General features: G+C 68.0%; 34 protein-coding genes and 1 tRNA gene. 17 read left to right on the top strand and 18 right to left on the bottom strand.

What is annotated here, in order from left to right; translation table 11 throughout:
• Positions 1-15: 15 nt before the first annotated feature.
• The 3 genes from AVZ66_RS08845 to AVZ66_RS08835 are packed head-to-tail and all read right to left on the bottom strand — an operon-like array spanning position 16 to position 2,281.
• On the bottom strand, positions 16-1,035 hold the full coding sequence (locus AVZ66_RS08845) for a DoxX family protein (RefSeq protein WP_058983716.1): 1,020 nt from the start codon (positions 1,033-1,035) through the stop codon (positions 16-18).
• Between the two features lie 47 nt (positions 1,036-1,082).
• Complete coding sequence (locus tag AVZ66_RS08840) at positions 1,083-1,520, bottom strand: archease (RefSeq protein ID WP_058983715.1); 438 nt, start codon at positions 1,518-1,520, stop codon at positions 1,083-1,085.
• Positions 1,517-2,281 (bottom strand): DUF502 domain-containing protein, encoded by a 765-nt coding sequence (locus AVZ66_RS08835; protein ID WP_058983714.1) that lies wholly within the window; start codon positions 2,279-2,281, stop codon positions 1,517-1,519. The genes AVZ66_RS08840 and AVZ66_RS08835 overlap by 4 nt, the downstream gene beginning before the upstream one ends.
• Positions 2,282-2,368: 87 nt before the next feature.
• Between AVZ66_RS08835 and AVZ66_RS08830 the strand changes: the two genes are divergently transcribed.
• From AVZ66_RS08830 to AVZ66_RS08815, 3 genes are all read left to right on the top strand, one after another.
• A complete protein-coding gene (locus AVZ66_RS08830; RefSeq protein WP_058983713.1) occupies positions 2,369-2,848 on the top strand; it encodes an N-acetyltransferase in 480 nt (159 codons plus the stop codon).
• Between the two features lie 535 nt (positions 2,849-3,383).
• A complete protein-coding gene (gene priS / locus AVZ66_RS08820; RefSeq protein ID WP_058983711.1) occupies positions 3,384-4,559 on the top strand; it encodes a DNA primase small subunit PriS in 1,176 nt (391 codons plus the stop codon).
• Positions 4,556-5,410, top strand: coding sequence for a hypothetical protein (locus AVZ66_RS08815; RefSeq protein ID WP_058983710.1), 855 nt, complete (start codon positions 4,556-4,558; stop codon positions 5,408-5,410). The genes priS and AVZ66_RS08815 overlap by 4 nt, the downstream gene beginning before the upstream one ends.
• A gap of 112 nt (positions 5,411-5,522) precedes the next feature.
• Here the strand turns inward: AVZ66_RS08815 and AVZ66_RS08810 are convergent, their stop codons facing one another.
• From AVZ66_RS08810 to AVZ66_RS08790, 5 genes are all read right to left on the bottom strand, one after another.
• Positions 5,523-5,921: a cupin domain-containing protein gene (locus AVZ66_RS08810; RefSeq protein ID WP_058983709.1), complete on the bottom strand. Its 399-nt coding sequence runs from the start codon at positions 5,919-5,921 to the stop codon at positions 5,523-5,525.
• A gap of 21 nt (positions 5,922-5,942) precedes the next feature.
• Positions 5,943-6,707: an SDR family oxidoreductase gene (locus tag AVZ66_RS08805; protein WP_058983708.1), complete on the bottom strand. Its 765-nt coding sequence runs from the start codon at positions 6,705-6,707 to the stop codon at positions 5,943-5,945.
• Positions 6,708-6,762: 55 nt separating this feature from the next.
• Positions 6,763-7,422 carry a helix-turn-helix domain-containing protein gene (locus AVZ66_RS08800; protein ID WP_058983707.1) on the bottom strand — a complete coding sequence of 220 codons (660 nt, stop codon included), beginning with the start codon at positions 7,420-7,422 and terminating at the stop codon, positions 6,763-6,765.
• A 124-nt stretch (positions 7,423-7,546) separates the two neighbouring features.
• Complete coding sequence (locus AVZ66_RS08795) at positions 7,547-9,820, bottom strand: CDC48 family AAA ATPase (RefSeq protein ID WP_058983706.1); 2,274 nt, start codon at positions 9,818-9,820, stop codon at positions 7,547-7,549.
• Positions 9,817-10,068: a hypothetical protein gene (locus AVZ66_RS08790; protein ID WP_058983705.1), complete on the bottom strand. Its 252-nt coding sequence runs from the start codon at positions 10,066-10,068 to the stop codon at positions 9,817-9,819. Before AVZ66_RS08790 ends, AVZ66_RS08795 begins: the two co-directional genes overlap by 4 nt.
• A gap of 139 nt (positions 10,069-10,207) precedes the next feature.
• Here AVZ66_RS08790 and AVZ66_RS08785 point away from each other — a divergent pair, with 139 nt between their 5' ends.
• Positions 10,208-10,993 (top strand): alpha/beta fold hydrolase, encoded by a 786-nt coding sequence (locus tag AVZ66_RS08785; protein ID WP_058983704.1) that lies wholly within the window; start codon positions 10,208-10,210, stop codon positions 10,991-10,993.
• Here AVZ66_RS08785 and panB read toward each other — a convergent pair.
• Positions 10,990-11,802 carry a 3-methyl-2-oxobutanoate hydroxymethyltransferase gene (gene panB / locus AVZ66_RS08780; protein ID WP_058983703.1) on the bottom strand — a complete coding sequence of 271 codons (813 nt, stop codon included), beginning with the start codon at positions 11,800-11,802 and terminating at the stop codon, positions 10,990-10,992. The genes AVZ66_RS08785 and panB overlap by 4 nt on opposite strands.
• 90 nt (positions 11,803-11,892) lie before the next feature.
• Here panB and AVZ66_RS08775 point away from each other — a divergent pair, with 90 nt between their 5' ends.
• Complete coding sequence (locus tag AVZ66_RS08775) at positions 11,893-12,129, top strand: DUF5822 domain-containing protein (RefSeq protein WP_058983702.1); 237 nt, start codon at positions 11,893-11,895, stop codon at positions 12,127-12,129.
• Here AVZ66_RS08775 and AVZ66_RS08770 read toward each other — a convergent pair whose 3' ends face one another.
• The 3 genes from AVZ66_RS08770 to AVZ66_RS08760 all read right to left on the bottom strand — a co-directional run bounded on the left by AVZ66_RS08770 (position 12,130) and on the right by AVZ66_RS08760 (position 14,382).
• Positions 12,130-12,648, bottom strand: coding sequence for an HAD family hydrolase (locus AVZ66_RS08770; RefSeq protein ID WP_058983701.1), 519 nt, complete (start codon positions 12,646-12,648; stop codon positions 12,130-12,132).
• Positions 12,649-12,696: 48 nt separating this feature from the next.
• Positions 12,697-13,821 carry an acyl-CoA dehydrogenase family protein gene (locus AVZ66_RS08765; RefSeq protein WP_058983700.1) on the bottom strand — a complete coding sequence of 375 codons (1,125 nt, stop codon included), beginning with the start codon at positions 13,819-13,821 and terminating at the stop codon, positions 12,697-12,699.
• A 66-nt stretch (positions 13,822-13,887) separates the two neighbouring features.
• The gene (locus tag AVZ66_RS08760) at positions 13,888-14,382 is read right to left on the bottom strand and encodes a multiprotein-bridging factor 1 family protein (protein WP_058983699.1); all 495 of its coding nucleotides are present in this window, start codon (positions 14,380-14,382) and stop codon (positions 13,888-13,890) included.
• A gap of 107 nt (positions 14,383-14,489) precedes the next feature.
• Between AVZ66_RS08760 and AVZ66_RS08755 the strand changes: the two genes are divergently transcribed.
• From AVZ66_RS08755 to AVZ66_RS08735, 6 genes are all read left to right on the top strand, one after another.
• Positions 14,490-15,737, top strand: coding sequence for a hypothetical protein (locus tag AVZ66_RS08755; RefSeq protein WP_058983698.1), 1,248 nt, complete (start codon positions 14,490-14,492; stop codon positions 15,735-15,737).
• 84 nt (positions 15,738-15,821) lie between these two features.
• Complete coding sequence (locus AVZ66_RS16615) at positions 15,822-15,980, top strand: hypothetical protein (RefSeq protein WP_197407745.1); 159 nt, start codon at positions 15,822-15,824, stop codon at positions 15,978-15,980.
• Between the two features lie 117 nt (positions 15,981-16,097).
• Positions 16,098-16,553 carry a pyridoxamine 5'-phosphate oxidase family protein gene (locus AVZ66_RS08750; RefSeq protein WP_058983697.1) on the top strand — a complete coding sequence of 152 codons (456 nt, stop codon included), beginning with the start codon at positions 16,098-16,100 and terminating at the stop codon, positions 16,551-16,553.
• Positions 16,554-16,637: 84 nt separating this feature from the next.
• Entirely contained in the window at positions 16,638-17,285 is a 648-nt protein-coding gene (locus AVZ66_RS08745) for a helix-turn-helix domain-containing protein (protein WP_058984691.1), read from the top strand.
• Between the two features lie 103 nt (positions 17,286-17,388).
• On the top strand, positions 17,389-17,811 hold the full coding sequence (locus AVZ66_RS08740) for a helix-turn-helix domain-containing protein (protein WP_082678818.1): 423 nt from the start codon (positions 17,389-17,391) through the stop codon (positions 17,809-17,811).
• A complete protein-coding gene (locus AVZ66_RS08735; protein WP_058983696.1) occupies positions 17,795-17,995 on the top strand; it encodes a hypothetical protein in 201 nt (66 codons plus the stop codon). The genes AVZ66_RS08740 and AVZ66_RS08735 overlap by 17 nt, the downstream gene beginning before the upstream one ends.
• Before the next feature lie 190 nt (positions 17,996-18,185).
• Here the strand turns inward: AVZ66_RS08735 and AVZ66_RS08730 are convergent.
• Positions 18,186-18,270 (bottom strand) — tRNA-Leu (locus AVZ66_RS08730).
• A 121-nt stretch (positions 18,271-18,391) separates the two neighbouring features.
• On the opposite strand from AVZ66_RS08730, the gene AVZ66_RS08725 reads away from it, so the two are divergent.
• Positions 18,392-18,955: a DUF420 domain-containing protein gene (locus tag AVZ66_RS08725; RefSeq protein WP_058984689.1), complete on the top strand. Its 564-nt coding sequence runs from the start codon at positions 18,392-18,394 to the stop codon at positions 18,953-18,955.
• Positions 18,956-18,990: 35 nt separating this feature from the next.
• Here AVZ66_RS08725 and purF read toward each other — a convergent pair whose 3' ends face one another.
• The 4 genes from purF to AVZ66_RS08705 form a co-directional block, all read right to left on the bottom strand.
• Positions 18,991-20,460 (bottom strand): amidophosphoribosyltransferase, encoded by a 1,470-nt coding sequence (purF, locus tag AVZ66_RS08720; RefSeq protein ID WP_058983695.1) that lies wholly within the window; start codon positions 20,458-20,460, stop codon positions 18,991-18,993.
• Between the two features lie 237 nt (positions 20,461-20,697).
• Entirely contained in the window at positions 20,698-20,874 is a 177-nt protein-coding gene (locus AVZ66_RS08715; protein WP_058983694.1) for a 50S ribosomal protein L37e, read from the bottom strand.
• Positions 20,871-21,053, bottom strand: a complete 183-nt coding sequence (locus AVZ66_RS08710; protein WP_058983693.1) for an LSM domain-containing protein — start codon at positions 21,051-21,053, stop codon at positions 20,871-20,873. The genes AVZ66_RS08715 and AVZ66_RS08710 overlap by 4 nt, the downstream gene beginning before the upstream one ends.
• A 74-nt stretch (positions 21,054-21,127) precedes the next feature.
• Entirely contained in the window at positions 21,128-22,186 is a 1,059-nt protein-coding gene (locus AVZ66_RS08705) for a M20/M25/M40 family metallo-hydrolase (RefSeq protein ID WP_058983692.1), read from the bottom strand.
• Positions 22,187-22,277: 91 nt separating this feature from the next.
• Between AVZ66_RS08705 and AVZ66_RS08700 the strand changes: the two genes are divergently transcribed.
• The 4 genes from AVZ66_RS08700 (at position 22,278) to AVZ66_RS16610 (ending at position 24,058) form a co-directional block, all read left to right on the top strand.
• Positions 22,278-22,559, top strand: a complete 282-nt coding sequence (locus AVZ66_RS08700; RefSeq protein ID WP_058983691.1) for a hypothetical protein — start codon at positions 22,278-22,280, stop codon at positions 22,557-22,559.
• 47 nt (positions 22,560-22,606) lie between these two features.
• The gene (locus AVZ66_RS08695) at positions 22,607-23,578 is read left to right on the top strand and encodes a zinc-dependent metalloprotease (protein WP_058983690.1); all 972 of its coding nucleotides are present in this window, start codon (positions 22,607-22,609) and stop codon (positions 23,576-23,578) included.
• A gap of 30 nt (positions 23,579-23,608) precedes the next feature.
• The gene (locus tag AVZ66_RS08690; RefSeq protein WP_058983689.1) at positions 23,609-23,842 is read left to right on the top strand and encodes a glycine zipper 2TM domain-containing protein; all 234 of its coding nucleotides are present in this window, start codon (positions 23,609-23,611) and stop codon (positions 23,840-23,842) included.
• Positions 23,843-23,905: 63 nt separating this feature from the next.
• Entirely contained in the window at positions 23,906-24,058 is a 153-nt protein-coding gene (locus AVZ66_RS16610; RefSeq protein ID WP_197407744.1) for a hypothetical protein, read from the top strand.
• Here the strand turns inward: AVZ66_RS16610 and AVZ66_RS08685 are convergent.
• The gene (locus AVZ66_RS08685; RefSeq protein WP_058983688.1) at positions 24,055-24,603 is read right to left on the bottom strand and encodes a hypothetical protein; all 549 of its coding nucleotides are present in this window, start codon (positions 24,601-24,603) and stop codon (positions 24,055-24,057) included. The two genes, AVZ66_RS16610 and AVZ66_RS08685, sit on opposite strands and share 4 nt — an antisense overlap.
• Before the next feature lie 194 nt (positions 24,604-24,797).
• Between AVZ66_RS08685 and AVZ66_RS08680 the strand changes: the two genes are divergently transcribed.
• Positions 24,798-25,091, top strand: coding sequence for a 50S ribosomal protein L21e (locus AVZ66_RS08680; protein ID WP_058983687.1), 294 nt, complete (start codon positions 24,798-24,800; stop codon positions 25,089-25,091).

Genomic DNA, 25,091 nt, shown 5'->3' with positions numbered 1-25,091 from the left:
CGTTTCGTCTGGGCGCTACTCCGTCGACGCGGCCAGCGGCGAGTACTCGCGGACTGCGGCGAGCCGTTCGTCCAGCGAGAGCGGGCCGGCGCCCGTGACGAACAGCGCCGACGACAGCCCGAAGAGCGTGATGTGCGCGAGCACGGGGTCGTCGGGCAGGCCGAACAGCGTCGTCGTCAACACGACGAACGCGACGGCGGCGGTCGCACGAGTGAACAGGCCGACGAACAGGAGCACGCCGACCGCGAGTTCGGTGAGGCCGGCACCCATCACCCACAGCCCGGGGTCGACCGGGACGACCGACGTGAGGCTGTACTTCTCGACGACGGCCAGCGCCATCCCGGGGTTCGCGAGCTTCTCCCAGAACCCAAGCAGCGCGAAGTTGAATCCGACGCCGAGTCGGAGCGCGGTCGGTGCGTACTGCTCGTAGGGGCCGACGACGTCGTTGAACTTCGCGACCAACGGGTGCAGCGGGTCGAAGCGGCCGTAGATGCTCCCCCTCGCCCCCGCGACCTGCTGAAGGAGGTGGTCGGCGCTCGGCTTCCCCGAACCCAGCAGGAGGATGCCGAGGAACCCGCCGACGTACTCGCTGGCGAGCACGAGTTCGGGACGGACCGCCAGCCCCGCCAAGTACGCCAGCAGGCCGACGAGCGCGACTGCGCGGGTCGCCAGCCCGAACAGGAGGCAGAATCCGAGCAGGACTTGGAAGATGCGCGTCGGCGCGACGACGGACGGCGAGAAGAAGTAGCCCGCGAACCCCGCGCCGACCAGCGGCAGGCCGACCGCGAGGCGGAGCATCCACGGCAGGAACACGTGGTAGTCTTCGAGCGTACCCCTGAGCGCGCGAACGTCCGCGGCCGCCGGCTGGAACTTGAGGTACGCGACGACGCCGGCGAGGACGCCGAACGCACCGCCGAACAGGAGCACGGCGTTCAGTGGGTTCGACAGCACCTCAACGACGAACTCCATCGCGCGGACCGTCGGCGCGCCGTCGACGACGTAGTCGACGTGACCAAGCCCTGTGCCCGTGAACATACCCCGTCAACGGACCGCGAACGCAAAAAAGTCGGGCAGGCGCGGTGTCAGACGTCGAAGACGACGTACGCGTGCCACCCGCTGCCGGACCCGCCCTCCGACGACCCGTCGTGCCGCTCGGAGAGGTCCATCTCGGAGTACGTGACGGCTTTCAGGTCGCGGGCGTGGACCTCGTTCAACGGGACGGCGCGCGCGCTCGCCTCGACGACCCACTCGCCGGCTTCCTCGCGGACCGTCGCGTCGTGGTCGACGGGGAGGATGTTCCGGACGTCGCGCTCGTAGATGAGGCGGTCGAGGTAGTCGAACAGCAGCGCCTCCCGGCTCTCGGCGCGCTCCTCGAACGTGAACCGGCTCCCCGACGCTGGCGTCGCCTCGGTCATCGCGGCGGCCATGCCGTCTGCGACCGCCGCGAACACGCCACCGAGACTGTCGGCAGTCGCTTCCACAGCGATGTCGGCGGTGTGTTCTCTGAGGTCGTAGCTCATTGTCCGTCCTCGGGCGGTTTGTTCGGCGAGATTTCCTCGCCGGTCAGGCGTTCGAGGCGCTCCTGAGAGAGCCCGTCAGTAGCGCCGTTGTCGGAGGACACCGCGACGCCCATCGTCACCACCGCGCGCATCCCCTCCTCGACGCTCATGTCGACGTCCATCACGCGGTCCGCGGGGACGTGCGTGAGGTGGCCGCCCATCACGGGGTTCGGCGCCAGCGGCAAGAACAGCGTCAGCATCTCCTCGTGGCCGGCGGCGTCCTCGACGACGGTCGGCGTCTCCGTCGTCAGGAAGCCGAGCGTGTACGCGTCCTGGTGGGGAAACTCCACGAGTTTCACGGACTGGAAGTTGTCCGCGTCGCTGTCGACCATCACGTCGCTCATCTGCCGGAAACTCTTGTAGACGGCGCCCACGCCCGGGATGCGTTCGAGCACCGCGTCGAAGTACGCGAGCACGCGCTCCCCGGAGCGGAACGACGCTGCGAAGCCGACGAGCAGCGTGATTGCGACGACCACGAGCACGCCGACGATGTCGACGATAGCCTCGGAGGCGTTCGGCGCGACGTTGGTGCTCGCGAGCACCTGCGCGAGCGGGTCGAGGAGGTCCTCGACCACGCCGACGGCGATAGACAGCACGTACAGCGTCACGAGCAACGGGACGACCACCGTGACGCCCGTGACTGCGGCTTCACGGACGCGGTCGTACGCGGACTCGCTGGCTCGCTGCATCGTCTCGCCGTCGGGACGGCTTCCCCCTAGCATCGTTTGCAGGCACGCCGAGGACGCGTGAAAGCGTTACGGCGTCGGGCGACGGTGGAATTATATTCACTGGCCTGCTACCCCCTCTCAGTGAGCGTCACAGTCGACGAGCGCGTGGTCCCACCGGGGAGCGACGAGTACCTCGACGAAGCGTGGGACCTCAAGGAGCGAATCCGCGACGACGAGGACCTCCTCAAGCAGCGACGCGGGTTCTTCGCGAACGCGTACCGACGCTCGACGGTCTACTGCTTCCTCGACGGCGACGACGTGGTCGGCTTCGCGGCGGCGCGCTCGGACGGCTACATTCTGTTTCTGGCTGTCGACCCCGACTACCGCGGCGAGGGCTACGGCGAGCGCCTCGTCGCGCGCGTCACCGAGGACGCCGGAAAGGCGTCGTGTCACGCCCGACAGAGCAACGAGAGCGCCGTGTCCTTCTACGAACACCTCGGCTTCAGCGTCGAACGCGACATCGACAACTACTACGAGGACGGCGAGGGCGCCTACTACCTCCGGCTCGGCGACCGCGCCCGGATTCGGGACCGGATTTCCGAACTGCTGCGTGGACGGTAGTTCTCGCGTCTGGCTGTGTAGTCCGCTTTTCGCGTAGCTACGGCTTCGACAGCGATGTCGAAGTCTCCTCGAAAGCCCCGGTGCTGTCGCGGTCGCTCGCGAACATATCCGCTCGCTACGCTCGCAGATAGTGGTCCGCGAGACGACCAGGCAAGCGCGACAGCACCGCCCCTTTCAGTCCACCCGTTGCCGGTTGGTCAGCCGGTAATTGGGCGGATTGAAAGGGGCGAGGCTCGCGTGGCGGCTTCGCCGCCACGGTATGAGGCGGTCGGCAAAGCCGACCGCCAAGTAGACGAAGGCGCGCGACGCAAGCACCGCAGGCCGAAGGCCGAGGAGCACAGCGAGCGCGAGGCCGACCAACGGGAGGCCTCGAACTGCTCGAACGGGGAACGTAGTGACCCGTGAGAGCGCACCGAGTCTACAGTCTCGGGGCTTTCGGGGCGTCGAAAACAACGTCCGCTCTACGTCCTGCATCATCACACAGACGAGAGAGACGACACGCATTTACCCGCGGTCGGCGTACGCGTTTCCCGCTATGGAGGAACGGACCCGCGCGTATCTCCGGGGGCGCTTCGGCGACTTCTACCGCCGCTCGGAGGTACAGCTCCCGCCGCGCGCCGACGACCGCGAGTGGGGGTACATCCCGTGGACCTCGGGACCGGACACGACGATGGTCCGGCACAAGTCCACGCTCGACTTGGGGAACACGTCGGCGTTCCTCGAACGACAGCGACCCCGCCACGTCTACTTCTCGGCGGGGTTCTACGAGACGCCGGGCGCGTCGACGATGGAGCAGAAGAACTGGCTGGGCTCGGACTTGGTGTTCGACCTGGACGCCGACCACCTCCCGAGCGTGACGCTCGGCGAGGACACGTACGCGCAGATGCTCGCGAAGTGCAAGGACGCCCTCTACCGCCTGCTGGACTTCCTCGAACGCGACTTCGGGTTCGAGGACCTGACGGTGACGTTCTCCGGGGGTCGCGGCTACCACGTGCACGTCCGCGACGAGGGCGTCCACGACCTCGAACGCGAGCAGCGCCGGGAAATCGTCGACTACGTGCGCGGGAACGAACTCGAACTCGACTCGCTCGTGCGCGAGGAGACCGTCGAAGGACTCGGGCTGAAGAATCCGACGAACAAGCGCGTGCTCCCCGCCGACGGCGGCTGGGGGCGTCGGGTCACCGAGCGCCTCGGCGAGTTCGCCGACGACCTACTGGAGCGCGGCGAGGACGACGCCGTCGAGTACCTCTCGGAGATGGAGGGAATCGGCGAGAAGTCCGCGCGCGCCATCTACAACGCCGTCGCGAACAACACGGAGGCGGTCAAACGCGGGAACGTCGACGTGCATCCGGCATTCCTGAAGGTCGCGCGGAAGTACGTCGCGGAGACCGTCGAGGCCGAGAACGCGCCCATCGACGAACCCGTGACGACGGACACGAACCGCCTGATTCGACTGCCCGGGACGCTGCACGGCGGCAGCGGCTTCGAAGTCCAGCGACTCACCCGCGAGCAACTCGACGACTTCGACCCGCTGGTGGACGCCGTCCCGGAGACGTTCGTCGGCCACGACATCACCGTCGACGTCAAGGAGGAGCGCACGCTGGAGCTGCGCGGGGAAACGCTTACGGTGCGACCGGGCGTCGTCTCGGTCCCAGAGTACGCGGGCGTCTTCCTGATGGCCCGCGGCACCGCGGAGAAAGCCAAGCAATGAACCTCGAAGACTTACGGGCGGCCCAGACCCGCGAGCGCGCCACGGACGGCCTCCAGGAGCTTCGGGACTCGTTCTACGGCGATGTCGCTTCGTACATCGCGGACCTCAAGGACCGCCGAGAAGCCGCCGCGAACGCGGCTGACGACCCGTTCGGTGACCCCGAGGTGCAGGAGCTGACGGACAAAATCGAGACCGCCGAGCAGGTCGCGGAAGCCATCTACGAGCGCCGCATGGGCAAGCTCGTCAAGCAGGCGAGCCTCGCGGCCGCCGGGATGCCCGACGACGCCGACGGCCTCACCGAGGAGGAGCGCGCGCTCTACGGCGACCTCGTCGACCGCATCGAGTCCAACAAGAACCACGTCCTCGACGTCATCTCCGGGGACGCCGAACCGTCGAGCGCCGACCCGGACGACGCGGAGTCCGGCCCGCTCGGCGACGCGACCGACCGGACGCCGACGGATCCGACGCCCGAGCCCGACAGCGAACCCGCCGCGGACTCCTCGGCCGCGGCCGCGATGGGCGGCGGGCTGGACGACGCGGACGCGGAGCCGGCCCCCGAGCCGGACGCCGACGAGGCAGATTCCGAGACCGACCGCGTGCCCGCCGACCCCGAACCCCCCGAAGCCGTCGCCGAGGACCTCGAACGCGTCGCCGGCGACGAACGAGCGAGCGAGGACGCCGAAGCCGACGGGGACGTCGCGCGGACGAAGGTGCGCGTCACCGACGACGTCGGCGAGATTTTCGGCGTGGACGAGCGCCCGTACACGCTCGAAGCCGAGGACATCGTGACGCTGCCCGAGGAGAACGCGAAGCCGCTCGTCGAGAAGGATGCCGCCGAGAAGCTGGACTGACTGCGGTTCGGCGCTCACTGTCCGGCCACTCGACCGGAGTGCCGAAGCACGCACTGACTCGCGGGAGCGGCGACGTCCCCCGCCGCCGGCGGCTACCGCGGTCGTCGAATCGTCACTCCGGCTGGTACTGCTCGTCCGTGACCTGCTCTAGCCACTCGACGGCTTCGCCGTCCTGTTGCTCTTGAATCGCGATGTGGGTCATCGCTTTCTCCGGCGTCGCGCCGTGCCAGTGCTTCTCACCGGGCGGGAACCAGACGACGTCGCCCGCACGCACGCTCTCTGTCGGCCCGCCCTCGCGTTGGACGAGGCCGCAGCCGGAGGTCACGACGAGAGTCTGCCCGAGGGGGTGTGTGTGCCACGCGGTGCGAGCGCTGGGCTCGAACGTGACGCTCGCTCCGACCGCCCGGGCCGGGTCGCGTGCGTCGAACAGGGGGTCGATTCGGACGTCGCCAGTGAAGTGTTCGTCGGGGCCGTCGGCGGAGGGCAGCGAACAGCCGCGTTGAATGTCCATCTGTAGTCACCTCCCGGGAGCTTAGGGCTGCACTTGGTCGGTCGGCCGGACGAGGACTTCGTTGATGTCCACGTGCTCGGGCTGGGAGACGACGAATGCGATCGTTCGCGCGACGTCGGCCGGTCGGAGCGGGCGCATCGAGTCTTCGAGCGCCTCGATTTGTGCTTTGATTTCTTCGTCGGCGATGGACTCCGGGAGCTCCGTGGCGACCGAACCCGGTTCGATGGTCGCCACGCGAATCCCTTCCTCCGCGACGTCCAACCGGAGCGAATCACCGAACATCTTCACGCCGGCCTTCGTCGCGTTGTAGTGGGCGCCGTTCTCCATCAGGAACCGCCCGACGACCGACGAGAGGTTGACGACGTGGCCGCGCTCCTGTTCGATCATCGTCGGAATCACGGCGTGCGTGAGCTTGACGAGGCCGCTGAGGTTGACGTCGATGGTCGTTTGCAGGGTCTCGCGGTCTACGTCCGCGATGTGACTGAGCGGCATCACGCCGGCGTTGTTCACCAGAATGTCGATGCGACCGTACTCATCGAGTGTGGCGTCGACGAGTGCGTCGATGTCGTCGTCGTTCGTAATGTCCGTCGGGACGACGAGCGCTTCCCCGTCGTCGGCGGTAATCTGCTCGCGGAGGTCCTGTAGTTCGTCCTCTCGGCGGGCGGCGACGACGACGCGCGCGCCGCGGGACGCGAGGGCTTTCGCGGTCGCTTCGCCGATTCCGGACGACGCACCGGTGACGATCGCGACCTGTTCGTCCAGTTCGGATCCGAAATCCACTGACATCACTACATCGAACGTCCACGACGGGGGAGACGATGACGCTATCTGTAAAGGGTATTTACGTCGGTGGGTCGTCGAGGGAGGCGGTGAGCACCTCGCGCTCGCCGCGGCGGAGAAGCGCGGACAGCGAGGGCTGTGAGATGTCCAGTTCTGCGGCGAGTTCCGCGGCAGTGACCTGCCGCGGGCTCTCGTAGTACCCGCGGGAGACGGCCAGCGACAGGGCTTCGCGCTGGCGTTCGGTCAATCCGTTCCGCAAGAAGTCTTCGTCCTCGGGAGCGTTCGGCGTGATGGACACGAGGTCGAGTGGAATTCCGTTGTCGGCCATCGTCGCGCGGAACTCCTCGAACGTCTGGTGGTCTTTGAACACCTTCGTCTCGCGCCAGCCGTCCGGCGTCACTGTCGTCGACTTCATCTTCGCCACGCCAGAGCGGCCGTCGTCGAGGGACGCGAACGGCGTGTCCGCGAGGTCGACGTCGACCTCGAAGACGGCTCGGTCGTCCGTCTCACCGAGTGCAGTGGCGGCTTCGATCTCGTCGAGAGACTCGAGATTCGACTCGGACACGCCACCGGTGGGGTCGACTTCGACGACGAAGGTTCGGACGTCGGGTTGGAGGCAGAGCGCGTGCCTGCAGGTGATTTCGTCCGGTGGGAGGTCCGTCGTGACGCTGACGAGCGGGAGCGACGACGACCGGAGAACGAACTCCGCTGTGACGGTCATACTGGACAGCTACGAGCTGCGACGAATTAACAGTCCGGGTCGGCCACAGCGGACCGACGCGTGACCACCGCGCGCCTCCCGCGCGACGGGAGCGGGGAGCGCTTTTTAGCGCAGCAAGAAGGTACTATTGGAACGCCCCGGGGGCGGAGGGTTCTTCCTCGTCGGGGGTGGCTGCTTTCTCGAATTTCTGTTCGAGTTCTTCGTACTGTTCGCGGACGTCTTCGTCGACGCTCGGCGTGATGTCTTCGAGGGCTTCCTCGAAGTGGTCGGCGGTGATGCGGACGTTGCCGACGGATTCGGCGGCGTCCTCGGGGTTGACGGAGTTGATGAACTCGCGGGTGGCGTTCATCGTGGCTTCGCGGACGAGCGCTTCGATGTCGGCGCCGACGAAGTCCTGGGTCTTCGCGGCGAGGTGGTCGAGGTCGACGTCGTCGGCCAGCGGCTTGTTGCGCGTGTGGACGTCGAGGATGGCGCGGCGCGCTTCCTCGTCGGGCACGGGCACGTGGATGTGGCGGTCGAGGCGACCCGGGCGCAGCAGCGCGCTGTCGATGAGGTCGGGCCGGTTCGTGGTCGCGACGACCACGACGTCTTCGAGCTCCTCGATGCCGTCCAGTTCCGTGAGCAGTTGGCTGACGACGCGTTCGCCGACGCCGGAGTCGCCCATGTTGGAGCCGCGTTCGCCGGCGATGGAGTCGATTTCGTCGAAGAACACCACCGTCGGGGCGTTCGCGCGCGCCTTCTCGAAGACCTCGCGGACGCCCTTCTCGGACTCCCCGACGTACTTGTTGAGGAGTTCGGGGCCCTTCACGGAGATGAAGTTCGAGTTGGCCTCGTTTGCGACGGCTTTCGCCATGAGCGTCTTCCCGGTTCCGGGCGGGCCGTACAGCAGCACGCCCTTCGCGGACTGGAGGTCCATGGACTCGAAGACGTCCGGGTAGTCGAGGGGCCACTGGATGGTCTCGCGGAGGCGTTCTTTGGTGCCTTCGAGGCCGCCGACTTGGTCCCACGTGATGTCCGGGACTTCCACGAAGACTTCGCGGAGCGCGGAGGGCTCGATGCCCTTCAGCGCGTTCTTGAAGTCCTTCTCGGTGACGCGGATGGACTCCAGTAGCTCGGCGTCGATCTCGTCGGATTCGAGGTCGATGTCCGGGCGGATGCGCCGGAGCGCGTTCATCGCGGCTTCCTTCGCGAGGCTCTCGATGTCGGCGCCGACGAAGCCGTGCGTGGACTCCGCGAACGCCTCGATGTCGACGCCGTCGGCCAGCGGCATGCCGCGGGTGTGGACTTGCAGAATCTCACGGCGGCCGTCCTGGTCGGGGACGCCGATTTCGATTTCGCGGTCGAAGCGACCGCCGCGGCGGAGCGCGGGGTCGATGGCGTCGACGCGGTTCGTCGCCGCGATGACGGTGACGTCACCGCGCTCTTCGAGGCCGTCCATAAGGCTCAACAGCTGCGCGACGACGCGGCGCTCGACGTCGCCCTGCGTTTCGCCGCGCTTGGGCGCGATGGAGTCGATTTCGTCGATGAAGACGATTGCGGGCGCGTTCTCCTCGGCCTCGTCGAAGACTTCGCGGAGCTTCTCCTCGCTCTCCCCGTAGTACTTCGACATGATTTCGGGGCCGGAGATGGTCTGGAAGTGCGCGTCGATTTCGTTGGCGACGGCCTTCGCGATGAGCGTCTTCCCGGTTCCGGGCGGGCCGTGCAGGAGCACGCCTTTCGGCGGCTCGATGCCGAGCTGCTGGAACAGTTCGGGGTGGCGCATCGGGAGTTCTATCATCTCCCGGACCTGTTCGAGTTCGCGGTCGAGGCCGCCGATGTCCTCGTAGGCGACGTTCGGCGTGCTGTCACCGCCTTCGCCGGCGGGCCCGCCCGAGGCGATTTCCTCGGCGGGCTGCTCGGACACCTGGATGTCGGTGTCGTTGCTCACGACGACCGTTCCCTCGGGGTCCGTGTCGGCGATTTTGACGGGAATCTGCTGGCCGGAGACCGTGCTCATCCCGCCGAAGCCGAAGGAGATGGGGATGGTCTGGCCGGTCGTGACGGGGCGGCCGCTCAGGCGGTCGCGCACCATCGGCGTGATGTCACCGCGAACGCGGAGGTTCTGTGGGAGCGCGACTGTGACGGCGGTCGCGGGTTTGATGTCCGCAGGTTCGACGGCGACGGCGTCGTCGATGCCGACGTCGGCCTGCTGGCGGAGCCGGCCGTCGATGCGGACGATGCCCTCGCCCTCGTCCTCGGGGTAGCCGGGCCAGACTCGCGCGACGGCACGGCCTTGGTCGCTGTTGAGGACGACGTAGTCGCCGTTCTCGAGGTCGAGTTCCTCCATCGCCGCGCGGTCGATGGCGGCCAATCCGCGGCCTGCGTCCTTCTGCTTGAGCGGCTTGACCGTGAGTTTCATTGTTGCACCTCGACAGTGACGACGCCGTTGTTGATAAGCGCTTTCGCGACCGCGCCCTCCGGAACGTCGAATTCGTGTTGGGCGGGTTCGTCGCCGTCCACGACGACGAGCACCGTGTCGTCGACGACGTCCACGGAGACGCCGTCGTCCTCGCCGGGGCCGAGGTCAGCGACGAGTACCGTCTCGTCGCCGTAGTCGAACCGCCGGGCCGGAGCGCCGAGTTGCTCGGTGATGGTGTTCGGATTCATTTGACTAACCTATAGTTATCCTTCCTAGCTTATAAGTGTTTCTACGGTTGGTGGGGGACGGTGGGCGAATTCTGCTTCAGGTGGAATTGCGGTTCACACCGCCGTAGGTGTTTTGGCGCTGGTCGACCTCGCCGCAACCATGCAGACGGTCACCCACGACGGCCGCGCGACCGCCTACCGCCTCGAGGACCGCGGGGGCGACGGCGCGCCGCTGCTCTGCGTCCACGGCAGCGGCGGCACACACGCGGTCTGGAAGTCACAGCTAGCCCGCCTCTCGCGCGAGCGCCCCGTCGCTGCCGTCGACCTCGGCGGCCACGGCGAGAGCGACGACGTTGACACCGACCCTGGCCCCGACACGCTCGAAGCCTACGTCGCGGACGTGCGAGCGGTCGCCGACGAGGTTGGCGCAGGCGTGCTCGCTGGGAACAGCCTCGGGGGTGCAGTCGCGCTCACCGCCGTCCTCGGGGATTTCGACGCCGACGCGCTCGTGCTCGCTGGCTCCGGCGCGAAGCTCTCCGTGCTGGACGAACTCCGCGACTGGCTGGCCGGCGAAGACGGCGGCTTCGACCGGGCCGTCGAGTTCCTCCACCGCGACGACATGCTCTTCGACGACCCCGACGAGCGCGAAGTCGAGGTGTCCAAGGCCGCGATGCGCGCGGCCGGCCGGGAAGTGGTCGAACGCGACTTCCTATCCTGTCACACATTCGACGTTCGCGACCGCCTCGACGAAATCGCTACGCCGGTGCTCGCGCTCACCGGAGAGAACGACCGGCTCACGCCGCCACAGTACCACGAGTACGTCGCAGAACACGTGCAAGACGGGGCGTGGACAACCGTCCCGGAGGCCGCCCACCTCTCGATGCTGGAAGCGGCCGAGGCGTTCGACGACGAACTCTCCGCGTTCCTCGACGACCGCGGCCTCTAGTACAACGAGTCCACGTCGTCTTCGACGTGACTGTGCTCGTCGGCCGGGAACTCCCCGCTCTCCACGGCGTCGACGTACGCCTCGACGGCGGACTCCATTTCGGCTCTGACGTCTCCGAACTGCTCGGCGAACGGCGGACTGCGCTCGGAGAGCCCGATTGCGTCGTCGGCGACGAGCACCTGTCCGTCGGTGTCCGGGCCGGCGCCGATGCCGATGGTCGGCACGTCGAGCGACTCCGTGATGTCGCCGGCGACGTTCGCCGGGACGTGTTCGAGTACGAGCGAGAATGCGCCCGCGTCCTCGTGCTCGCGCGCGAGGTCGAGCATTCGCTCGGCGGCGCTCTGGTCGGTGCCCTGCCGGAAGTACCCGCCCAGTTGGTTCACGTGCTGGGGGGTCAGCCCGAGGTGGGCCATCACGGGAATCCCGAGGTCCGTCAGGCGGTCGGTGAGTTCGACCGTGTGCGGGCCGCTCTCCAGTTTCACGGCGTCGGCGTTCGCCTCCTTGAGCATCCGGCCGCAGTGCTCGATGCTCTCGCTGTCGTCGACCCCGAAGCTCAGGAACGGCATGTCCGCGACGACGACGGCGTCCTCGGTGACTCGCGACACCGCGCCGGTCGCGCTCGCGACCTCGTCGACAGTCACGGGGAGCGTGGTGTCGTAGCCGAGTTTCGCGTTGCCCATGCTGTCGCCGACGAGAATCACGTCGACGCCCGCGTCGTCGACGACGCTGGCGGTCGGGGCGTCGTACGCGGTCAACATCGTTATCGGCTCGTCGCCCGCGTTCCGGCGGACGTCTCGGACGGTCGGCATACTTCGTGGTCGCGTCGGCGTCGTGATAAACGTACGCGAACCGGGCCGCACAACGGGGAAGTTATGCCGGGGGCCACCGTGCTCTCGCGTGTGCCGGAGCTACAGGAGGAGACCGACCCCGAGGGCGTCGACTACGGCTGGGTGATGCAGACGACGTTCGTGCTCACTATCGTCGTCGGCGCGCCCACCGTCGTCGCCCTCTCGCTGTTCTACACGCTGCCGTCGTGGGCGTCACGCGTCTCGTTCGCGGTGCGCGTCGGCGCGGTCGTCTGGCTGCTCACCGCGCTGGCGACGTACTGGTACGCGCGCCGGAACGCCGACGAGTAGCTACACCCAGCGGAACGCCGCGCCCGCGCGCTCGGCAGTCACTTCGTCCGAGGCCGAGTCGCCGACGAACAGCGCGTCTTCGGGCGCGACGCCGAGTTCGTCCAGCACCCACGTCAGCGCCCGTGGGTCGGGTTTTCGTGCGGGCACCGTGTCGCGGCCCGCGACCACGCGGAACGAATCGAGGAGGTCGTGGCGCCCGAGCGCGGTCCGGCAGGCGGCCTCGCAGTTCAGCGAGCAGACTGCCGTCGGCACGTCGAGGCCCGCGAGTTCGTCCGCGCTCGACAGCCGCTCCGCGCGGGTCGCGCCGTCGCGTTCGTGGCTCGCAATGAGTTCGTCGACGTCGGCCCCGACGCCCGCGTCTTCGGCGGCGTCCAGCATCTCCCACATGTCGTACGCGCTGGGGTCGACGCCAGCCTCGCGCAGTCGGTCGGCGACCTCGCGCTCGACGACCGCCCAGTCGACGGCGAGTCGGACGAGCGTCCCGTCGAGGTCGTAGACCACTGCCTCGTAGTCAGTCACGGCGAAACGTTGACCGCGCCGGGTGTTAGGAACTTCGGTGGTCGGGGCTCAGTCCAGCAGGTCGCGCGCGATGACTTCCTTCTGAATCTCGGAAGTACCCTCGTAGATGGTCGTGATCTTCGAGTCCCGGTAGAACCGCTCCACGTCGAAGTCCGTGGTGTAGCCGTAGCCGCCGTGAATCTGGACGGCCTCGTTGGTGACGTCGACGGCTGCCTCGCTCGCGAAGTACTTCGCTTTCGCCGCCGCGCCGCGGTGGTCCTCGCCGTCGTCGACCCGCCGAGCGGCGTCGCGAGCGAGCAGCCGCGCGGCCTGCGTCTGCGTCTCCATGTCCGCGAGCTTGTGCCGAATCGTCTGGATGTCCGAGAGCGGCTTGTCGAACTGCTCGCGCTCGTCGGCGTACGACAGCGCCGCGTCGAGGCCGGCCTGCGCGAGTCCGACTGCCTGCGACGCGATGCCGATGCGTCCGCCGGTCAGGATGTGCAGCGCCGCCGACATCCCTCGTCCCTCCTCGGTGAGTCGGTACTCCGCGGGAATCCGGCAGTCGTCGAACAGCAACGCGGTGGTGTCGCTGGCGCGCAGCCCGAGTTTGTCCTCTTTCTTCCCAACCTCGACGCCGTCGGTGTCCTTGGGCACGAGGAACTGGGTTATCTTGTCGTCGTCGCCGTCCACCTTCGCGAACACGATGGCGACGCCCGACCGCTGCCCGTTCGTAATCCACTGCTTCTTCCCGTTCAGCACGTACTCGTCGCCGTCGCGGACGGCTTCGGTAGTCATCTGCGCGGGGTTCGACCCGGCCTCGGGTTCCGAGAGCGCGAACGCGCCCACGGGCCGGCCGTCGGCCATCTCCGGCAGCCACTCGGACTTGAGGTCGTCGCCGCCGAACTCCGCGATGCACGACGTGGCCAGGCAGTGTACGGAGAGCGCGGTCGCGACCGACAGCGCGCCGTACGCGACCTCCTCGTTGACCACGCTGTACGTGAGGCTGTCCACGTCGAGGCCGCCGTACGCCTCCGGGACGGTCATCGCGGTCATCCCCATCTCGCCGAGGCCGTCCCAGACATCCTCGGGGAATTCCTGCTCGCGGTCGGCGTCGGCCGCAGTCGGGCGAATTTCCTCGGTCGCGAACTCCCGGACGGCGTCCCGAATCTGGCGCTGCTCGGCGGAGAGGTCCATACGCTACCAACGCGTCTCACCTGAAAAAAGATGACTGATTCCCGGCCGCGGCTCCGACCGGAGACGCTACTCGTCGCTGAGCTCCACGTCGAGGCGCTCCTCCAGCGCCGCGACGACCGACCCGCCGACGCTCGCCTGCGTCGCGCGACCCTGCTCGACGGCCAGCAAGTCCGACTCCTCGATGTCGAGTTCCTCCGCGAGTTCCTCGCGCTGGAGGCCGGCCTCCTGTCGCGCGCGAACGACGCGCTCGCCGTAGTCCGAGACGAGGTACGGGAGCTGGTCGCGGTCGTAGTCCGTCCCGTTCTCCTCCCAGTGACTGGAGTCGCCGGTCGCCTGGTCGAGCGCGCGCGCCGTGTTCTGCGCGGCCTGCTTCTTGCGTTCCTGGTCCTCGTCGGGACTCCGGTCGGGGCTCTCGTCGTGGCTGCTCGCGCAGTCGGGGCAGACGGTGAGCTCCGCCCCCGCGACGTCTGCCGTGCGGAGGGAGTCGGACATCGACCCGCAGAGCTCGCAGGTCTGTCCGCCCCCGCCGCCGCTGGCGCCGCCGGTCGAATACTTCGGCATACCCTGCCGTATGGAGGTGCCACCATTTTAATACCCCGCTTGCCGGCCGGAAACGCGGAGAATCCCGCGGGGGACAGTATAAGTAGCCGGGGCGTTAGCGCTCCCGTATGCCAGCCGACTTCGCCGACAGCGTCTACCTCGCCTCCCTGCACAGCGAGGACCTCACCGACGCCTTCGGGGAGGGGTACGCGACCGCCGCGGAGCCGCCGGCGGTCTCGGACCTCCTCCGCAGCCTCGCCGACACGCGGGCGTGGGCGACCCGCGACACGGACGTCCTCGCCGACCTCGACCGCGGCGACTACGTCTTCTTCCACCGCGAGTTCGGCCTGCGCTGCGTCGGCCAAGTCTGGTCGACCACCGCGGACAGCAGCGAGGTCGCCCGGTACACGGACATCGAATCGCCCGCCGGCGAGTGGGGCCTCGTCACGCTCACGAACGTCCAGCCCGCCCTCGACCACGTGTCGCTGCTCTCGCTGGGGATGGACGACGCGCGCCGCGACGACTCGCTGTACCGGCTGCCAGAAGGGGTTGCGGCGGACCTCCGCGCGGCGTACACGACACCTGCGCGACTCGTCGAGGACGCCGTCGCGAACCCGCTCGCGTTCGACGTGCCGCCCGACGGGACGCCCGGAGACCGCCGGCCCGACCCCGAGCGCTTCGAGTCGGGTGCGCCCCCGCTCACCGGCACCGACACCGTCCTCGACGCGCACCTCGACGCGCTCGACAGCGTCCACGCGGTCGCGTGGCGGGTGCTCGGCCTCGCGGCGTTCCTGCTGGCCGCGACGCTCGCCGTCGTCGCAATCTTCCGCCCGCCGGACGGCTCCCGACTCGTCCTCACGGGACCGGTGAGCGCGGGCGTCGCTGCGGTCGCTGTCGGCACCGCGATTGCAGCGGGCGTCGCCGTCCACGCGGCCGTCGCGCCACGGCCCGGACTCGCCGCGTTCACGCGCGAACAGGCCGCTGCCGTCCGGCGCGCGGGCACGACAGAGTCGTCCGGTGACGCCGCCACCCACGTCGCGGGGAAAGTCGAAGCGTTCTGCACGCACCTCGCCACCCGCACGCGCCGTCTCGGATTCGCCGTCGCGGCCGCCACCGTCGCCGTGCTCGTCGGCTGCGTCTACGTCGCGTACGGGCTCGGCGCGCAGGTGTCGCCGTCGGTCGAACCGCTCTCGGCCGTCGCGCTCGCCGGCTTCCCGGTGCTCGTCGTCGCCGCGACCCTCGTCGTTGTCCGCCACCACGTCCGCGCCGCGCTCCCCGACGCCGCCCAGTCGGGCGCGATCCCCACTCCTTCCGTCGGCCGTCGGTTAGACGCCCTGAAACGCCGTATCTCGGGGATGACGAGCCGATTCCGCTGACCGCCGGGCGGCCCCGGAGTTGTTCTCAGACGTTTGGAAACAGGGGGGTTCATTTACCCGGAGCGAGCATACGCTCAGGTAGCGATGACCGCCAGTGAGGAGTTCACCTTCGTCTGCCCGAGTTGCGGGGAGTCCATGGAGGTCAACCCCGCGATGCGGGACGCCCTCGTGGAGAACGGGTGCGTCGTCTGCGGGGCCTCGGTGACCACCGCGGCGTTCTCTCCCGTCGACGCTCCCGAGTAGCCTCCTCGACGCCACCCCCTCACTGGCTGGCGTACGCGCCCGCACGCGTTTTCGCGGTCTACGCACTCCAGATAGGCAACTATAAAGATACTGCCGAACAACCCCGACATGTCTACGATGGCCCTGGAGAAGCAGACCGAGATGACGCGGTCGGACACGGACGCGCTCCTCGGCCGCCACGAAACCGGCGTACTCTCACTCGCCCGCGACGACGACCCGTACGCCATCCCCATCTCGTACGGCTACGACACCGACGACCGCACGTTCTACCTCCGTCTGGTCTCCACGCCGGACAGCGAGAAACGCGAGTTCCTCTCCTCGAACCCCGACGCCCGCCTCGTCGTCTACGAGGAGGACGAACCCACGTACCAGAGCGTCGTCGTCACCGGCACGCTCACCGAGATTCCGCGCGACGAGATGACCGTTGAGCACGTCGAACAGTACGGCGACGCCAAGCGCCCGCTGTTCGAAATCTGGGGCGAGTCCAAGCCCGACCTCGACATCAAACTGTACGAACTGCGCGCCGACACCATCAGCGGGCGCCACATCGAGCTCTCCGAGCGCCACGACTGACCGCTCGCTGCTTCTCTCCCGGGCCACTCCACTTCTCGCGGCAGACCCGCACGCTCAAGTGTGGAGCCGGCCAACCCCCTCTCAATGTCTGGCGGGATTCGGGTCACCGTCGAGTTCCCCGCGCCCGCGGTCTGCCCCGTCGCCGACCTCTCCGAGCGCGCGAACACCACCATCAGCGACGTCTCCACGAGCGTCGCGACCGCCGAATCCGCGGCCTGCGTCACGGAGTTCCTCGTGGACGCCGACGCCGTCCCTGACGACTACGACGACCCGGTGTTCGAGTACGCCGACCGCCACCTCTACCGGGTCACCCACGACGCCGACGCGGACTGCCCCTGCGTCTGTCTGGGCGAGTTCGAGACGCCCGTCGACCGCTTTTTCGCGCACGCCGGCGACCTCGAAGTCGTCTTCCACGCCGAGAGCTTCGACCAACTCCAAACCATCGTCGGGGAGTTCCGCGACCGCTACCACGATGTCGACATCCAGCGCCTCGTGCGGGCGCCGACCGGCGGCGCCCCCCGCGACTCGGTGTTCGTCGACCGCGGGAAACTCACCGAGCGCCAACTCGAAGTGCTCCAGACCGCCTACGACATGGGCTACTTCGCGCAGCCCCGCGACGCCAACGCCACCGACGTCGCCGCCGAACTCGACATCACGCCGTCCACGCTCACCGAACACCTCACAGCCGCCCAGCGCAAACTCTTCGCTGACGTGCTCGAAGAAGGCTCTTGAGTTCCGTCGGCGGGTCGCGAGCCGGCCGTTCCGCGGGTCGTACTTAAACCCCCCTCGATAGAGGGGCTGCCAACTCCTCCCCCCGGAGTGCATTCTACGAAATATGAGTCAGAGTCAGCTCCCCGCCGGCATCCGCACCGACCGCGACGACGCACCCACCACGCACACCGACACCGAGGACGTCCAGCACGTCCTCGACGCGCTCGACGACACTGACTGCCGGACGATTCTGGAAGCCACCCGCGAGGACACCATGACGGTCGGCGAAATCTCGGAGGCGTGTGACCTCCCGCAGTCGACGGCCTACCGCAAGGTCGACATCCTCGCGGACGCGGGCCTCCTCGATGAGTCGCTGCGCGTGCGCCGCTCCGGCAAGCACGTCAGCGAGTACGACTGCGGCATCGAGGACGTCACTCTCTCCGTCGACGGTGACGGCGTCTCTCTGACCGTCGACCACGCCGACACCGAACCGTCCGCGACGTTCGCCGACTCCCTCTCCACGCAGACCAATGTCGCAGACGACTGACGGGCACTTCGCGTCCCTGTTCGTCGACGTCACCGGCACGGACACGATTACCGAACCCCAGCGCGACGACGACTCCCGGCGCGTCGAAGCAGCCGACGAACGCGACGTCGCCGACTACGTTGCCGACGCCACCCGCGAGCACGGCCTCGACGACGCCATCGACGACCTCGAAACCGACAACTGACTCTCCTCGTGCGAACGCGTCGCTGCGTGTCGCTGTCACCGATTTCCGCTGAATAGAACCGTCGCTGTTCGAAGTTGGGTCAGCAGGAGTGTTGCGTGGGTGATGTCCCAGAGGGAAATCACCGTGCATCGCGTCGGCCTCGACGGGTGAACCGTCTCGGCTTCGGCGGCGGGTCACGCCGCCCGAGCGATGCGTGGGACCGGATTTGAACCGGCGAACCTCTACAGGACAGCGCCCTCAACGCTGCGCCTTTGACCTAGCTTGGCTACCCACGCTCGCTACGTGCGTTTGCAACCCATCGTACCCACCGCCCGATTAAAACCCCTACGATTTGGCCGTCGCCTGCGAGTCGCCGACACGGAAACCGCTATGGGGCGCGCGTCCGAACCGCCGGCCATGACAGACGGGTTCGCGCGGCGCCACGTTCGCTCGCTGACCGCGGTGCTCTCGGTGGCGTCGCTGGCACTCGTAATCGCCGTCGTTCGCGGGTTCGTCCCCGCGTCCGCGGTGCCGCACGCGCCCGACGCAGTCCTCCACGCGCTCCCGACGCTGAACGCCGTCCTGAGCGCGGCCGCCATCGTCACCATCACCGTCGGGTGGCGCGCGATTCGCAACGGGAACGTCGAACGACACAAGGCCGCGATGCTGACGTCGACGCTGCTGTTCGCGGCCTTCCTCGCGTGCTACCTCTACCGCATCGTCGTCGAGGGAACCACGGGTTTCGCCGGGCCGGAGACCGTCTACACGTTCGTCTACCTCCCGATTCTCGTGGTTCACATGGCGCTGGCGATGGTCTCGATTCCGCTCGTCTACTACGCGCTGTTGCTCGCGGCCACCCGCGAGATTCACGAGATTCCCGAGACGAACCACGCCAAGGTCGGCCGCGTCGCGGCGTCGCTGTGGCTGGTGTCGTTCGCGCTCGGCATCGTCGTCTACCTCCTGCTGTACGTTCTCTACTGACGGCTGCTGGACGTCCGTGCCCGACGATGCAGGCTTCAGTCGTCGGCGGGCGCTTCGACCGGCCGGTCGATGTCGCGGTCGGCGGCTTCACCCGCGATGTCGTAGGGGTACTCGCCGGTCACACAGCCCGTACAGAGGTCCGCCTGCGACCGACCGATTGCGGTCGTGACGGCGTCCAAGGAGAGGTACGAGAGGCTGTCCGCGCCGATCTGCTCGGCGATTTCGTCGGCTGTCTTGTCGGCGGCGATGAGCTCGTCGCGGTCCGCCATGTCGATGCCCATGTAGCAGGGCGCGCTAATCGGCGGTGCGCCGATGCGTACGTGGACTTCTTCGGCGCCCGCCTCCCGGAGCAAGTCGACCAGTTGGCTGCTCGTGGTGCCGCGCACGATGGAGTCGTCGATGACGGTGACCGTGCGGCCCTCGACGGTGGACTTGATGGGGTTGAGTTTGAGGCGGACGGCCTGCTCGCGGGCCTCCTGCGTGGGCATGATGAACGTGCGCCCGACGTACCGGTTCTTCATCAGGCCCTCCGCGAACTCCACGGTGGCGCCGTCGGCCTGCCCGGCCTCGGCGTAGCCGGACGCGAACGCCCGGCCGGAGTCCGGGACGGGCATCACGACGTCCGTGTCGACGCCGTTCTCCGCCCAGAGCTGGCGGCCGAGTTCGCGTCGCACCTCGTAGACGAGTTCGTCGTCGATGACGGAGTCCGGGCGCGCGAAGTAGACGTACTCGAAAAAGCAGTTGGCGGTGTTGTCGGCTTCGACCAGTTGGTGGGAGTCGAAACCCTCGCCGTCCTCGTGGAGGACGACTAGCTCGCCGGGGCGGACGTCGCGAACGAGGTCGCCGCCGAGCGTGTCGATGGCCGCGGATTCGCTGGCGAGCACGTAGCCGTCGTCCAGTTCCCCGATGACGAGCGGGCGGTTGCCCAGCGGGTCGCGCACGCCGAGGACGGTGTCGTCGTGCATGATGGTCAGCGAGTACGACCCGTGCACGCGGTTCATCGTCGTCTCGACGGCGGCGACGAGGTCCTCGTCGAGGAGGTTGCGCGCGAGGTCGTGCGCGATGACCTCCGTGTCGCCGTCGCTGGTGAACGCGTGCCCGCTGCTGGCGAGGTCGTCGCGAATCTCGTCGGCGTTGACGAGGTTGCCGTTGTGGCTGAGCCCGAGCGCGCCGCCCTTGAACGAGACGGAGAACGGCTGTGCGCAGGACTTGTCGACGCTGCCCGCGGTCGGGTAGCGCACGTGACCGATGCCGGCGCTCCCGACGAGTTCCTCGATGTCGGACTCGTCGAAGGCGTCGCCGACGAGCCCCATCTCGACGTGTTGGTGTTGCTGGAAGCCGTCGTGGGTGACGATACCGGCGGATTCCTGACCGCGGTGTTGGAGCGCGTACAGCGCGTAGTACGTCGGGAAGGCGGCGTCGCGCTCCGCGAGGGAGACGCCGACGACGCCGCACTTCTCTGTGGGATGGTCGAACTCGGGGCCGTCCTCGCGCCCGGGTGACATGGAGCCTCCTACCCCGGCAGGCAGGGTAAAACTTCCGCAACCGTGTCGAACTCGCCGTGACACGCCCGGATTGTATGCACGAACGTGCTAATTTGGTGTGTGGGTGGTGTTACGAACCAACCGCCGAATCCGACTGCACTAGCAGCTACTTGGTGACGTACAAAACCGGTATAGAACACGAGAGCGAAACGGCCGCGTCGCTACGGAGTCGGGAGAAACGCAGGAGAAACCGCGTCGTTAGTTGTCGCCGGTCTTGCCCTGCCAGTTGTAGCCTCGGCGCTTCGCGGACTTGCCGAAGCCACAGCTCGAACAGACCTTCTTCTTCGTGTGGTAAGACTTCTCGCCGCAGCGACGGCACTTCGTGTGCGTCGTCGTGTTCTTCTTCCCTTGGCTCGGGGTCCCAGCTCCCGTCATGGTTTGATAGTGACGACGTTGTCGCCACGGATAATCGTTGTGTCTTCGCCCTCCAGCACGATGTTCATGTGCTGGTCGTAGCCCGTGAGGACGCCTGTGAACTCTTCGCCGTCCTTGAGTCTGACTGTGACGGTCTCCTCCAGGGACTCCTCGAGTACGTCGAGTGGTCGGCCGCTCATACACCAACCGGGGCGTGTCGCGTCTATAAGCGTACCGGACCGCGACGACCAGCGCCAGCGACGCTCCTCGTCGCTCACACGTCGACGGCGAACGACTCCCGGTCGGCCTCGCGGACCGCGAACGCCGCCAGCAGGTCCGCGGCGTCCTCCACGTCCTCGGTGTCGACAACCTCTGCGGGCGTGTGCATGTACCGATTCGGGATGCCGATAGCGGCCGTCGGGATGCCGCTGCGCGCCCGGAAGAACGTGTCTGCGTCCGTCCCCGTGGTTGTGGACATCGCCTCGACCTGCACGTCGACGCCTTCGGCGTCCCCCGCTTCTCGGACTGCCTGTGTCACCTCGGGGTGGCTGGACCCGCCGCGAGTCACGGTCGGCCCGCCGCCCAGTTCGACCTCGCTGGCGTGGTCGCTGGGATACGACGGATTGTCGGCGGCGTGCGTGACGTCGACGACGAGCGCGACGTCCGGGTCGAGGTCGAACGCCACCATGCTCGCGCCCCGCGTCCCGAGTTCCTCTTGGACCGTGTTGACCGCGTACACCGTGCAGTCCGCGCCGCGCTCGGCGGCCCGGCGGAGCGCCTCCGCGGCGACCCACGACCCCGTGCGGTTGTCGAGGCCGCGGCCCGCGATGCGCGTCCCAGCGAGGTCGTGGACGCCCGCCGCCAGCGTCGCCGGGTCGCCGACCGCCACGAGTTCGCGGGCGTGTTCGCCGTCCTCGGCGCCGACGTCGACGTGCTGCTCGGTGACGTCCGCGGGCTCGTCGTCGCCGGCGTCCCGGAGGTGAATCGCAGTCTGCCCGACGACGCCGTTGACCGTGCCATCGCCCGTGTGGACTGCGACCTGCGTGCCCTGCGTGACCGAGCGGTCGACGCCGCCCAGCGGCCGCACGCGCAGGAAGCCGTCGTCCGTGATGGCGGTCACGACGAACCCGAGTTCGTCGGCGTGGCCGGCGAACGCGACTTCGGTGTCGCCGCCGTCGTAGACGGCCACTGCGTTCCCGTAGGCGTCCGTGCGAACGTCGTCGGCGAACTCCGCGACGTAGTCGACCCACACGCGCTGGCCCGCCGTCTCGAACCCGGAGGGACTGGGCGCGTCGAGCAGGCGGCGCAGGAAGGCGTCTCGCGTCTCGTCCATACGCCCTCTGTCGAAGCCGCGGACAAGAATCCTCCGGGAGCGACGTGCGGACCCCACAACGGATATATGGCTTCTCGGCGAACTGTCTCGTATGAGTCTCATCGAAGTACACTTCCACGAATCGGAGTTCGACTTCGCCCCGTCGCTGATTACGGACGCCAGCGAGGCGTCGGCGCTCGAAACCGAGGCAGACGACGAAGCCGCGGACGAGGACGTCGAGAGCGCCGGCTGGGAGGACGACGCCGAACCAGAGCAGGGTAGCTCCGCAGGACTGGGCGCGGTCGTCGCGCTCGTCGTACTCGTCGCGCTCGGCGCGGTTGTCGGCTGGAAGCGCCGCGGCAGCGACGACGAAGACGTCGAACTCGACGAGTAGTCTGCGCCCGGCAGAAGGGCTTTGCCCGTTCGTCGCCGACTTCCCCTATGACGCTTCTCGACAGTGCGCGCGCCGTCGCGGGCGCGAGCGGTGACGGCGCCGTCGACTGGAACGCCGTCGCCGACGCCGCGAAAGCCGCCACCGACCCCGGCGACCTCGACCTCTCCGAAGCGGACGCCGAGGCGTACGCCGCCGACGTCCGAGACGCCCGGCGAGAACTCCGCTCGGTCTCCGGACTCGACTTCGACATCCCCGAGACCGTCGAGATTCAGAACCGCCACCACTGGGTCGACGCCAACGTCCGGACGTTCCGACGCGCGTTCGAACCGCTGAACGAGCGCGCGACCTACCTCCCCGGCGTCGCGCGGTCGCTGAACACCGCGACCACAGCGGGCGCGCTCGCGTTCGTCTCCCGGCACGTCCTCGGCCAGTACGACCCGCTCCTGCTGGCCGACACGTCCGACCACGCGCTGTACTTCGTTCACCCGAACGTCGTCAGCGCCGCGGACAGCCTCGACGTCGCGTTCCCGCGGTTCCGCCGCTGGATCGCGTTCCACGAGGTCACCCACGCCGCCGAGTTCGGTGCCGCGCCGTGGCTCGCCGACCACCTCGAAGACCGCCTCGAAGCCGGCGTCGATGCACTCTCTGAGGGTGAGATTCGGCGCGAGGCGTTCGAGGAGTTACACGTCGCGATGACCGCCGTCGAGGGGTACGCGGAACTGCTGATGGACGAGGCGTTCGACGGCGAGTACGCCGACTTGCGCGCGAAACTCGACGCGCGCCGGCAGGGCGGCAGCCCGGTGACGAACCTCGTCAAGCGCGCGCTCGGCCTCCAACTCAAGCGCGAGCAGTACGAGCGCGGCCGCGAGTTCTTCGACGCGGTCGCCGCCGAGCGCGGCCTCGTCGGCGCCAGCCGCGTCTGGGACGCGCCCGAGTACCTCCCGACAGACGCAGAACTGGACGCGCCCCGGCAGTGGCTCGCGCGCGTCCCGGCGGCGTCCGACGGAACTGCCGAGTAGGTTTTCCGTCTCCGCGTCCAACTGTCTGGTATGAGCCGACTCAAGCGAGTGTTCAGTCGTGCGAAGTACGCAGCTATCGGCGCCGCCGTCGGCGGCGCACTCGGCGGTATCGTCAGCCGCAACGCCGCCAGCACGGCCGCAGGCGTCGGCGCGCTCGTCGGCGCGGTCGTCGGCGAGAAGCGAGTCGACGTCGGGACGATGGTCGACGACGTCAAAAACCGCAAACCCGACGCGGAAGTCGTCTCGAAGTCCAGCGACGACTAACGCGCTCCTCCTCCGCCCGCAGATATACGTTCCGGCAGCCCCGTTGTCCGACTAGGTGATGCCATGCCAGCTACCTGTGGCGTCTGCGGGGACGACGTGGGCCTCGACCACGCTGTCCACGCCACCATCAACACCAAAACCGACGACGGCGTCGTCGACTACTACGTCTGTCAGCCGTGCTACGAGGGCGAACTCGCGCCGCTGTTCGAGGCCTAGCGGAAGCCGCGGCCGACGTCGTCCTCCTCGACGATGTCGTCGAGTTCCGCGTCGAGTAGCTCCTCGGCGTCCGCGAACTCGTCGCTGAGGTCGTCCATCGCGTCCGGTCGCCCGTACGGGTCGTACTCCATCGGCCCGAACGCCGGACTCTCTAAGGCGTCCATCACGTCGTCGAAGAAGTCGTCGGGCGTCGTCGGCGCGTCCGCGTGCGCCCGCACTACCTGTTCGAGTTTGCTCGCGCGGTCCTCGGCCTCGTCCTCGTCTTCGACGGCCTGCCGGACGGCGAAGCGGCCGCTGTCGTCGTCCGGGAGGTACTGCGACAGCCCGTCGTCGACCTTCCGCGCGACCCGCGCCCCCACGCCGCGAACCTCGAAGGGGTTCTTCGCGTACGTCTTCAAGTGGTAGACGCCCTGTGACGGGTGGCCCAAATAGAAGTCCTCGCCGACGCCGGACTCGCGGTCGCCGGCGAGCGCGCGCCACCCCTGCGGGTCCGCGTTCGACTCCACGACGTCCGAAACGATGTCCTCCCAGTCCCGTACTCGCATTACCAGTGACTAACGCACAGGTCGACTTGAGTGCGTCGGCGCCGGCCGTGCTGCTCGCATCGACGTGTGGTCGTTCGTTCACGCTGCTCACGGCTCACTTCGTTCGCCGTTCGCAGAAACGTGGGTTCGCTTCGCTCACCCACGCACGTAACGTGCGTTTTATAACCGCGACGGGAGTAATCGTGCGTACGACTATGCCGAGCTCCAACGGACCCCTCAACAGCACGCGCGAGAAGCTCTCGAACGACCCCCGCGACCGCGGCACGTCCCCGCCCCAGCGCGCCATCGCCGAGTTCGACGAAGGACAGAAAGTCCACCTCAAAACCGACCCGAGCACGGCGAAGGGCCGCTTCCACGCTCGATTCGACGGGCTCACCGGCGAAGTCGTCGGGAAGCAGGGCGAGGCGTTCAAGGTCCAGATCAACGACAACGGCAAGGAGAAGGTCGTCATCGCGAAGGCAGCCCACCTCCGCGCACAGCAGGACTAG

Source organism: Halobacterium sp. CBA1132, from assembly GCF_001485535.1.
In the GTDB taxonomy this organism is placed as follows: domain Archaea; phylum Halobacteriota; class Halobacteria; order Halobacteriales; family Halobacteriaceae; genus Halobacterium.
Note: the sequence above shows the minus strand (reverse complement) of the source record. Positions and strands in the feature narration are given on the sequence as shown.

Excerpts from the sequence above, each read along its gene's own strand:
- AVZ66_RS08845 (WP_058983716.1), bottom strand. The coding sequence starts at position 1,035 with ATGTTCACGGGCACAGGGCTTGGTCACGTCGACTACGTCGTCGACGGC.
- AVZ66_RS08840 (WP_058983715.1), bottom strand. The coding sequence starts at position 1,520 with ATGAGCTACGACCTCAGAGAACACACCGCCGACATCGCTGTGGAAGCG.
- AVZ66_RS08835 (WP_058983714.1), bottom strand. The coding sequence starts at position 2,281 with ATGCTAGGGGGAAGCCGTCCCGACGGCGAGACGATGCAGCGAGCCAGC.
- priS (WP_058983711.1), top strand. The coding sequence starts at position 3,384 with ATGGAGGAACGGACCCGCGCGTATCTCCGGGGGCGCTTCGGCGACTTC.
- AVZ66_RS08815 (WP_058983710.1), top strand. The coding sequence starts at position 4,556 with ATGAACCTCGAAGACTTACGGGCGGCCCAGACCCGCGAGCGCGCCACG.
- AVZ66_RS08810 (WP_058983709.1), bottom strand. The coding sequence starts at position 5,921 with ATGGACATTCAACGCGGCTGTTCGCTGCCCTCCGCCGACGGCCCCGAC.
- AVZ66_RS08805 (WP_058983708.1), bottom strand. The coding sequence starts at position 6,707 with ATGTCAGTGGATTTCGGATCCGAACTGGACGAACAGGTCGCGATCGTC.
- AVZ66_RS08800 (WP_058983707.1), bottom strand. The coding sequence starts at position 7,422 with ATGACCGTCACAGCGGAGTTCGTTCTCCGGTCGTCGTCGCTCCCGCTC.
- AVZ66_RS08795 (WP_058983706.1), bottom strand. The coding sequence starts at position 9,820 with ATGAAACTCACGGTCAAGCCGCTCAAGCAGAAGGACGCAGGCCGCGGA.
- AVZ66_RS08790 (WP_058983705.1), bottom strand. The coding sequence starts at position 10,068 with ATGAATCCGAACACCATCACCGAGCAACTCGGCGCTCCGGCCCGGCGG.
- AVZ66_RS08785 (WP_058983704.1), top strand. The coding sequence starts at position 10,208 with ATGCAGACGGTCACCCACGACGGCCGCGCGACCGCCTACCGCCTCGAG.
- panB (WP_058983703.1), bottom strand. The coding sequence starts at position 11,802 with ATGCCGACCGTCCGAGACGTCCGCCGGAACGCGGGCGACGAGCCGATA.
- AVZ66_RS08765 (WP_058983700.1), bottom strand. The coding sequence starts at position 13,821 with ATGGACCTCTCCGCCGAGCAGCGCCAGATTCGGGACGCCGTCCGGGAG.
- AVZ66_RS08760 (WP_058983699.1), bottom strand. The coding sequence starts at position 14,382 with ATGCCGAAGTATTCGACCGGCGGCGCCAGCGGCGGCGGGGGCGGACAG.
- AVZ66_RS08755 (WP_058983698.1), top strand. The coding sequence starts at position 14,490 with ATGCCAGCCGACTTCGCCGACAGCGTCTACCTCGCCTCCCTGCACAGC.
- AVZ66_RS16615 (WP_197407745.1), top strand. The coding sequence starts at position 15,822 with ATGACCGCCAGTGAGGAGTTCACCTTCGTCTGCCCGAGTTGCGGGGAG.
- AVZ66_RS08750 (WP_058983697.1), top strand. The coding sequence starts at position 16,098 with ATGGCCCTGGAGAAGCAGACCGAGATGACGCGGTCGGACACGGACGCG.
- AVZ66_RS08745 (WP_058984691.1), top strand. The coding sequence starts at position 16,638 with ATGTCTGGCGGGATTCGGGTCACCGTCGAGTTCCCCGCGCCCGCGGTC.
- AVZ66_RS08740 (WP_082678818.1), top strand. The coding sequence starts at position 17,389 with ATGAGTCAGAGTCAGCTCCCCGCCGGCATCCGCACCGACCGCGACGAC.
- AVZ66_RS08735 (WP_058983696.1), top strand. The coding sequence starts at position 17,795 with ATGTCGCAGACGACTGACGGGCACTTCGCGTCCCTGTTCGTCGACGTC.
- AVZ66_RS08725 (WP_058984689.1), top strand. The coding sequence starts at position 18,392 with ATGACAGACGGGTTCGCGCGGCGCCACGTTCGCTCGCTGACCGCGGTG.
- purF (WP_058983695.1), bottom strand. The coding sequence starts at position 20,460 with ATGTCACCCGGGCGCGAGGACGGCCCCGAGTTCGACCATCCCACAGAG.
- AVZ66_RS08715 (WP_058983694.1), bottom strand. The coding sequence starts at position 20,874 with ATGACGGGAGCTGGGACCCCGAGCCAAGGGAAGAAGAACACGACGACG.
- AVZ66_RS08710 (WP_058983693.1), bottom strand. The coding sequence starts at position 21,053 with ATGAGCGGCCGACCACTCGACGTACTCGAGGAGTCCCTGGAGGAGACC.
- AVZ66_RS08705 (WP_058983692.1), bottom strand. The coding sequence starts at position 22,186 with ATGGACGAGACGCGAGACGCCTTCCTGCGCCGCCTGCTCGACGCGCCC.
- AVZ66_RS08700 (WP_058983691.1), top strand. The coding sequence starts at position 22,278 with ATGAGTCTCATCGAAGTACACTTCCACGAATCGGAGTTCGACTTCGCC.
- AVZ66_RS08695 (WP_058983690.1), top strand. The coding sequence starts at position 22,607 with ATGACGCTTCTCGACAGTGCGCGCGCCGTCGCGGGCGCGAGCGGTGAC.
- AVZ66_RS08690 (WP_058983689.1), top strand. The coding sequence starts at position 23,609 with ATGAGCCGACTCAAGCGAGTGTTCAGTCGTGCGAAGTACGCAGCTATC.
- AVZ66_RS16610 (WP_197407744.1), top strand. The coding sequence starts at position 23,906 with ATGCCAGCTACCTGTGGCGTCTGCGGGGACGACGTGGGCCTCGACCAC.
- AVZ66_RS08685 (WP_058983688.1), bottom strand. The coding sequence starts at position 24,603 with ATGCGAGTACGGGACTGGGAGGACATCGTTTCGGACGTCGTGGAGTCG.
- AVZ66_RS08680 (WP_058983687.1), top strand. The coding sequence starts at position 24,798 with ATGCCGAGCTCCAACGGACCCCTCAACAGCACGCGCGAGAAGCTCTCG.